General features: G+C 59.0%; 7 protein-coding genes. 2 read left to right on the top strand and 5 right to left on the bottom strand.

The window, feature by feature from the left end:
* Positions 1-162: 162 nt before the first annotated feature.
* Positions 163-888: a 16S rRNA (uracil(1498)-N(3))-methyltransferase gene (locus tag B7Z66_15415; GenBank protein OYV74757.1), complete on the top strand. Its 726-nt coding sequence runs from the start codon at positions 163-165 to the stop codon at positions 886-888.
* 10 nt (positions 889-898) lie between these two features.
* Here B7Z66_15415 and B7Z66_15410 read toward each other — a convergent pair whose 3' ends face one another.
* Entirely contained in the window at positions 899-1864 is a 966-nt protein-coding gene (locus B7Z66_15410; protein ID OYV74754.1) for a magnesium and cobalt transport protein CorA, read from the bottom strand.
* Between the two features lie 205 nt (positions 1865-2069).
* On the opposite strand from B7Z66_15410, the gene B7Z66_15405 reads away from it, so the two are divergent.
* Positions 2070-3023, top strand: a complete 954-nt coding sequence (locus B7Z66_15405; GenBank protein ID OYV74753.1) for a 4-hydroxy-3-methylbut-2-enyl diphosphate reductase — start codon at positions 2070-2072, stop codon at positions 3021-3023.
* A gap of 36 nt (positions 3024-3059) precedes the next feature.
* Here B7Z66_15405 and B7Z66_15400 read toward each other — a convergent pair whose 3' ends face one another.
* The 4 genes from B7Z66_15400 to B7Z66_15385 all read right to left on the bottom strand — a co-directional run.
* Positions 3060-4598, bottom strand: a complete 1539-nt coding sequence (locus B7Z66_15400; protein OYV74756.1) for a DNA polymerase V — start codon at positions 4596-4598, stop codon at positions 3060-3062.
* Positions 4599-4728: 130 nt separating this feature from the next.
* Positions 4729-5184, bottom strand: coding sequence for a mechanosensitive ion channel protein MscL (locus B7Z66_15395; protein ID OYV74752.1), 456 nt, complete (start codon positions 5182-5184; stop codon positions 4729-4731).
* A gap of 120 nt (positions 5185-5304) precedes the next feature.
* Entirely contained in the window at positions 5305-5820 is a 516-nt protein-coding gene (locus tag B7Z66_15390; protein ID OYV74751.1) for a hypothetical protein, read from the bottom strand.
* An 83-nt stretch (positions 5821-5903) separates the two neighbouring features.
* Positions 5904-7541: acriflavine resistance protein B (locus tag B7Z66_15385; GenBank protein OYV74755.1), on the bottom strand; the 1638-nt coding region annotated here is incomplete at its 5' end.

Here is a 7541-nt window from a genome sequence, read left to right as displayed (position 1 = left end):
TGCAGAATGAGGGCCTGATTGTAAATCCAGGCCGGAACCAGTCCGGACCGTGTCTGCCAGACGGGGGGGCGACGGCAATCGGTGTCTTTGATCATGTGTCACCCATGCCAGCGTCACGATGATATAATCCCACCCGTGTTCTCCTGCTCAATGCCAGACCTCATGCCACGCATTCACTTATACGCCGATTCCAATCTCCCTGAAAGCGGACCTTTTTTGCTTCCTGCCGGGCCCAGCCACCATTTGCTCAAGGTGTTGCGCGCCCGAAATGAGCAGCCGCTTACCTTGTTTAATGGGGATGGCGCTGTTTATCACGCCACTCTGGTCGGGGTGTCTTCAGGGGTGGCGTTGCTGGAGATTGCCGGGCGCCACTTGCAGGTGACGCTCTCGCCCTTGGCTATTCAGGTCTTTTTGCCCCTGACCCGGGGGGAGCGCTGGGATTGGAGTTTGCAGAAGGCGGTAGAACTCGGGGTGCGGCGGATTCAACCGGTGGCCTGCCGCCATGGGGTAGTGCAACTGAGTGAAGCGCGCGGGGGCAAGCGTCTGGCGCGCTGGCGGGACATCATCATTGCCGCCTGTGAGCAAAGTGGCGCCACGACCATTCCTGAGCTGGCCCCGCCGGTCGCTTTGGAGGCGGCATGGGGCGCCGTGCGGGGAGCCGCTTTTGTGCTGGATCCGGGGGAGGGCGAGCGATTTGCTGGCATCGCCCCTCCGGGGCCGGAAATTACCCTGCTCAGTGGCCCTGAGGGTGGGTTGGCAGCGGAGGAGGTGGCCGCCGCGCGGGTCCACGGTTTTCGCTTGTTGCGCATGGGACCACGCATCCTGCGCGCGGAGACCGCCGCCATCGCCGCCATCGCCGTCGCCCAGGCGTTGTGGGGCGATCTTTGAGTCGCCCCCGTCAGATCCAGCCTGTCTTCTTGAAATGTCGATAAAGATAAATGGCGCAACTGGCCATGATGAGCAACGCCAGCGGGTAACCGAACTTCCAGTGTAATTCCGGCATGTACTTAAAGTTCATGCCCCAGATGCCCGTAAAAATGGTGGTGAGCACCAGGATGGCACCCCAGGCGGCGAGCTTTTTGTTGACTTCCCCGTGGTCAATGGTGATGAGGGAGAGATTCACCTGAATGGCGGTGGAAATGGTGTCGCGCATGGAGTCCAACTGGCTGTTGAGCAGCATGATGTGATCATGGACATCGCGGAAGTAGTTTTCGGCATCGCCCACCAGCGCCGGAACCCGACCCCCGTAGAGTTTGCTGAAACCATCGGCCAGGGGCAGGAGGGCGTGACGCAGCACGTTGACCTTGTATTTAATCTCGTAGAGCCGCTCCATGTTTTTGCGGGTTTCCTGATTATGAAACATGGCGGTTTCCAGTTGTTCCAGTTCATCATCCAGGGCATCTACCATGGGGAAGAAGAGATCCACAACGGCGTCCGAAAGGGCATACATCACATAGACAGAGCCATATTTGAGCAGATGCGGTTCCCGTTCCGCGCGCTCGCGCACCCCCAGTAAGGTCTGTTCGCAGTTCTGGCGTACCGAAAGCACGAAATCGGGTCCGACAAAAATGCTGATCTGACCGATATGCACCTTCCCGCCATGGTAGGCAGGCACTTGCAGGTAGACAAAAAGGTGCTCGTCATACTCCTCGACTTTGGGCCGCTGTATCCCGTTAAGGACATCCTCTACAGCCAGTTCATGCAGCCCGAACTGCTCCTGCATGGCGCGCAATTCTTCTTCGCTGGCGTCTTGCAGCGCCACCCAGACAAAGTTATCGGGCTGGTGTAAGTGCGCTGAAATCTCTTCGAGAGGAATATCCGCTTGTTTGCGGCCATCGTTATACACTACGCAGTTGATGAGCATCCGTTCAGTCCTCAGATGGGAATGATCCGCCTTAAAAAACAGGCCGGAGATATAAGCCCTGTTTTCATGATACTACGCATCAGACCTGAGGTTACACCCGTGCCCCGCACAGGTAGGCTCCCTGCCGGAATAGTCAGTTCGCGGTGGTTGACAGGGCGGGCGGCAGGATAGAACATCGAAGCTGATTAATTTTGGGAATCTCAGCATGGAAATTTTATTGGCGAATCCGCGTGGATTTTGCGCCGGAGTCAATCGCGCGATCCAGATCGTCGATCGTGCGTTGGAGCTTTTTGGCGCGCCCATCTATGTGCGGCATGAGGTCGTTCACAACCGTCATGTCGTCGAAGATCTGCGCGCCCGTGGCGCCATTTTTGTCGAAGAGCTGGATGAAGTGCCGGACGCGGCGACGGTGATCTTCAGCGCCCATGGCGTGCCCATCATGGTCCGCCAGAATGCGGCGGCAAGAGGGCTGAGCGTCTTTGATGCCACCTGCCCACTGGTGACCAAGGTGCATATGGAGGTCAAGAAATACAGTCGGGACGGTATGGAGATGGTGCTCATTGGTCACGCCGGACATCCGGAGGTGGAGGGCACCATGGGGCAGGTCGCGGAAGGCATGATGTATCTGGTTTCCAATGTCGCCGATGTGGCGGTTCTGGCGCCCCGCAACCCGGAGCGGCTCGCTTACATTACTCAGACGACCTTGAGCATGGACGACACCGCTGAAGTGATTCTTGCCCTGCGTGCACGCTTCCCGCTGATTGAAGGGCCGAAGAAAGACGATATTTGCTATGCGACCCAGAACCGGCAGGATGCGGTGAAGTTGCTGGCGCCCGGCGTCGATATTCTGCTGGTGGTGGGCGCCCCGAACAGCTCCAACTCCAGCCGCTTGGCGGAATTGGGTACTCGGCTGGGGACACCGACGCATCTTATTGAGGATGCGCAACAGCTGCGCCGTGAATGGTTTGACGGTGTGGAGAAAATCGGCATCAGTGCCGGAGCGTCGGCACCGGAAAGCCTGGTACAGGAGATTATCGACACCCTCCAGAGCTGGGGCGCGCAGATTCCGAAAGAGACGCCTGGTGTAGAGGAGAAAGTCACCTTCAGTCTGCCCTTGGCACTGGTGCAGGCGCAGACGCGGCGGGAAAACGCCTCCTGACACTGGTTGTCCCGCTTCCGGGCGAACTGGTGTACGTTAGCGCCGATCCGGGAGCGGGTCCGTTGTCTCTGCTCCAGTGATCTCATCAGCCTGAAGGAGGCGCGGGGCCAGTTCCACGGGTTCTATGGCGGGCATTTCTTTGTTATCCGGCGCGGCCTTGAGGTCGCGGAATTTGCGCGCCGAGATCAGCACACGGCCCTCCAGTGATCCGGTCGCTTTGTTGTAAGCTTCTACCGCCTGGCCCAACCCCTTGCCTACCCGCGTCCAGTGACCCGCCAACGTGCTCAGGCGATCATAGAGTTCTTTGCCAAGATCACTGATCGCCCGGGCGTTCTCGGCCAAGGACTCCTGCCGCCAGCCATAGGCCACCGCGCGCAGCAGGGCGATGAGGGTGGTGGGGCTGGCCACGATCACCTTCTGCTCCACCCCGTATTCGATGAGTGAAGGGTCTTCCTGGAGGGCGGCGCTGAAAAACACCTCGCCGGGCACAAATAGAACAACGAACTCCGGAGTCGGCTGAAACTGTTCCCAGTAGGATTTTTTGCTGAGTTGGGTCATGTGGGTGCGTAATTCGCTGGCATGCTTGTGCAGGAAATGGGCACGCTTTTGTTCATCTTCCGTTTCCATGGCCTCCAGGTAGGCATTCAGAGGCGCCTTGGCATCGACGACGATGCGCTTGCCGCCGGGCAGTCGTACCACGAGATCGGGGCGCTGCTGGCCATTATCGGTGGCAACGCTCTCCTGCTCAGTGAAGTCGCAATAAGCCAGCATGCCGGCCATTTCGACGACGCGCTTGAGCTGCATTTCGCCCCAGCGACCCCGGGCGGCGGGCTGGCGCAGCGCCTTCACCAGCGCGGCGGTCTCCTGATGCAGGCGCGGCAGGTGGTCTTGTACGAGACCGCGAATTTGCTCATTGAGGGCGCTGTAGGCATCGACGCGGGTTTTTTCCATGGCGTCGATGCGGGTGCCCACTTTCTCCAGAGACTCACGGATAGGCTCCACCAGTTGTCCCACGGCCTTCTGGCGGCCCTCCCAATCGGTCTTCGCGTTTTCCTGGAAACGCTCCAGATTCTCCCGCGCCAATTCGAGGAAGGACTGGTTGTTGCGGCGCAGGGCTTCGGCGGAAAGGGACTGGAAGGCATCGCCGAGACGTTGGCGGGCGTCTTCCAGGAGTGCCAGTTTTTCGTTGCCGCGCAGGCGTTCCTGCTCCAGCCGTTCACCGAGTTCCGCCAACTGGCCCTGGAGTGCGGCCAACTCTGTTTGCAGGCGAACGGCATGGTTGCGTTCCGTCACTAAGGTGTTTTCAAGGATGGGGACGCGGCGGCTTTCTGCTTCCGCGCTGGCCCTGTGTTCACTTTCATGGCGGAGGATTTCCTGCTGTTCCTGGGCCTGTTGCCGCAGCGCAGTTATTTCACGCTGCAGGCTGTCCATCTGAGCGGCAGTGGCTTGCTTGCCTTCCCGAAGGGCCTCGCTGATATCGTGTTGGCGCTGGATCATGCTGCGCGCTATCAGTCCAGCCGCAAGCAGTCCGAGCATCATGCCGACGATGAGATACAACAGATTTTCCCAGATCAAAAGCCGGTCCTGAATGTAGGGGAACTGTTTTGAGAATACGCGAAGCGGGGCATCAAAGCGATGGCCCACAAACAGTGGGCAAAAACGGAGCCAGGATGCCGGGCGTAGCGGGTACTCGCGCACCGCGGTTTCAGGACTCCAGGTGCGAGGTACAGTTGGGACAGCGTGTCGCGGCCAAGGGAATGGCAGAGGCACAGAAAGGGCAGGTTTTGGTGGTCACGGCGGCAGCGGGTTTGGGGTAGAGTTTGTTGATGACCCGCACAATGGAAAAAATAACCAGCGCAATGATAAAAAAGCTGATCAGTGAAGTGATAAAGAGGCCGTAATTCACGGTCACGGCCCCCGCCTTCCTGGCGGCCTCCAGAGTCAGGTAGGGGCCGGGAACGGCGCCATTCTTTAACACGATATAGAGGTTTGAAAAATCGACTTTGTTGAGCAACATACCGATAGGTGGCATGATCAGGTTGCTGACTAATGAAGTCACAATGGCGGAAAATGCCGTGCCAATAACAAAGGCTACGGCTAAATCAATGATATTGCCGCGTTGCAAAAATATCTTGAAATCTTTGACGAACGCTTTGAGCATGGTAATCACCTTTGATGAGGGTCGACTATTTCCGTGGCCAGTTGCGTAAAACCCCATTGTCCTCAGCATAACCAATGCGCCTAAATTTGAAAATAACCATCACTTATGAAACGTCATTGATTAACGTCGGCAGAATTGATTGATGGCGCTTTTGCTGTTGTCCATCTGCTGGTGGCCAGACGCTGCGGCGCAGGCCCTTCGGCCATTTTGACAAGTAATAGCCCACCCCTGAGTCAGATCAAAAAAATGTGCCGCCTGAGCTGCTGGGAATGCATAAGCACCGCTTTGGAGAAGCGGCGCCAGGGCATGGAAATAACGGCTCTCTTCCTGTGCCCATTGGGAAACGGCTTGCCAGCAGGTGGCCTGTTCGTTTGTGGGCATTTGCGCACAACCCGTCGCGTTGCTGCGCGCATGATCCAGCGCCTGCTGCCAGTTGGGGCAGAATTGTTGTGCAGCCTCAGCGCGCTGGGCGGCGACGGCGGCGAGCCGTTGCTGCGCAATCTCGCTATTGCGATTGGCCAAAGCGGTACCGCGCGCGGCAGCGCTGGCGGTGGCGTTTGATGAGGAAGAAGGTGGCAGGGAAGCGCAGCCCGATAGGGTAAGCGCGAACAAGAGGAAAAGAATTTTTGCGGGCATGATCTAAGACTCTCGGGTAGTTGGTCTTCGCCCGTTATATATCACAAGTTGGCGATATTGCAGAGCCCAGCGCTCAGCGACGCTTAAATCGCTCGGTGAGATGCAGTCTCTGAAGCAGACACCTTACCCCTCCAACGCTCCTTCCACCCCTCAAGGAGTACATAGAATGCCGGCGTCACATAGAGCGTCAGGAACTGCGAGACGATGATGCCGCCCGCCACCGCCACGCCCAGCGGCACCCGCGACTCAGCACCCGCCCCGACGCCAATGGCGATAGGCAGAATACCCAGCACCGCGGCAAGGTTCGTCATCATGATAGGGCGGAAGCGGGTGACACAGGCGTCGACCATGGCATCGACGGCGCTGGCCCCTTCGCGGCGGCGGTGAATGGCAAAGTCCACCATGATGATGCCGTTCTTTTTGACCAGCCCCACCAGCATGATGATGCCGACGAAGCTGAACAGATCGAGTTCCTGATGGAATATCCAGAGGGCCAGCAAGGCGCCAAAACCGGCCAGGGGCAGGGCAGTGAGGATGGTCAGGGGATGGATGAAATCTTCATAGAGAATGGCCAGAATGGCGTAGATCAGTGCTACCGTCGCCAGCAGCAGCATGGGCAGACTGCCCGTGGACTGGGAGAATGCCGCCGCGGACCCTCCGAATTCGCCCTGCACATCCGCAGGCAATATTTTTGCCGCCGTGTCCTGCACTGCCTGGGTGGCGCTTCCCAGGGAAACGCCGGGCGCCAGGTTAAAGGAGATGGTCACACTGGGCAGGCCGTTGTAGTGGCTGATGCTCAGGGGGCCGACACCATAGGCGAAGTGCGCCAGTGCGGCCAGAGGCACCAGCCCGGCACTGCCCGGCACGGTGATGGCGGCAAGCGCGCCGAGATTCGCCTGAAACTGCCGCGCCAGGTCGAGAATGACCTCATACTGGTTGGTGGAGGCATAGATAGTGCCCACCTGGGTGCCGCCGAAAGCAAAGTTCAGCGCCTGTTCGATGATTTCCGGGGTAACACCCAGCGCCTGCGCCCGCTGATGCAGGATGTGTACCTCGATCTCCGGATTGGCCAACTGCAGGTCACTGTTGACGGACTGCAGTCCGGGTACCTTGCGCAGGGCCGCTACCAGTTTGGGTGCCGCCGCGTTCAGGCTGTCCTGGTCTTCGCTCTGCAGAATATATTGATAATTGGACTGAGAGGAGACCGGCCCCATCTGGATAGCGGGCGGCAACTGGAAACTCGCCTGCACCCCGGCGAAATGGCTGACGGCCTGGCGCAATTCCGCAATGACCTGGGTTCCCGACGGCCGCTCACCCAACGGCTTGAGACGGATGATCAGCCGCCCGCTGTTGCCGGAACCGAAGGCACCGGCACCCTGCCCGGCGCTGGACATCACCGTCTGCACCGCCGCGTTGTGGCCGACCGCAGCAGCGATGGCCTGCTGGGTCTTTTCCAGTTGGGCAAAGGAAATACCCTGGGGATACTCCAGGTTGCCCATGATCATGCCGCTGTCTTCGGTGGGGATGAAGCCCTTGGGGAGGATGATGAAAAGCCCGATCATGGCCAGCAGACTCAGCAAGGCGCCGCCATATACCCAGCCGCGATGTCCAAGCATCGTCCGCAGGCTGCGTCCATACCAGTCACGCAGTCGGATGAAACCACGCTCGAAGCGGCTCTGTCCCTGGTGTTTCACCCGCAGATAGCGGGCGCAGAGCATGGG

It is taken from the genome of Chromatiales bacterium 21-64-14 (assembly GCA_002255365.1).
Taxonomy (GTDB): domain Bacteria; phylum Pseudomonadota; class Gammaproteobacteria; order 21-64-14; family 21-64-14; genus 21-64-14.
The sequence above is the reverse complement of the archived record's forward strand: the minus strand, read 5'-3'. Positions and strand labels throughout refer to the sequence as shown.

Coding starts and splice junctions, on each gene's coding strand:
- B7Z66_15415 (OYV74757.1), top strand. CDS start 163: ATGCCACGCATTCACTTATACGCCGATTCCAATCTCCCTGAAAGCGGA.
- B7Z66_15410 (OYV74754.1), bottom strand. CDS start 1,864: ATGCTCATCAACTGCGTAGTGTATAACGATGGCCGCAAACAAGCGGAT.
- B7Z66_15405 (OYV74753.1), top strand. CDS start 2,070: ATGGAAATTTTATTGGCGAATCCGCGTGGATTTTGCGCCGGAGTCAAT.
- B7Z66_15395 (OYV74752.1), bottom strand. CDS start 5,184: ATGCTCAAAGCGTTCGTCAAAGATTTCAAGATATTTTTGCAACGCGGC.
- B7Z66_15390 (OYV74751.1), bottom strand. CDS start 5,820: ATGCCCGCAAAAATTCTTTTCCTCTTGTTCGCGCTTACCCTATCGGGC.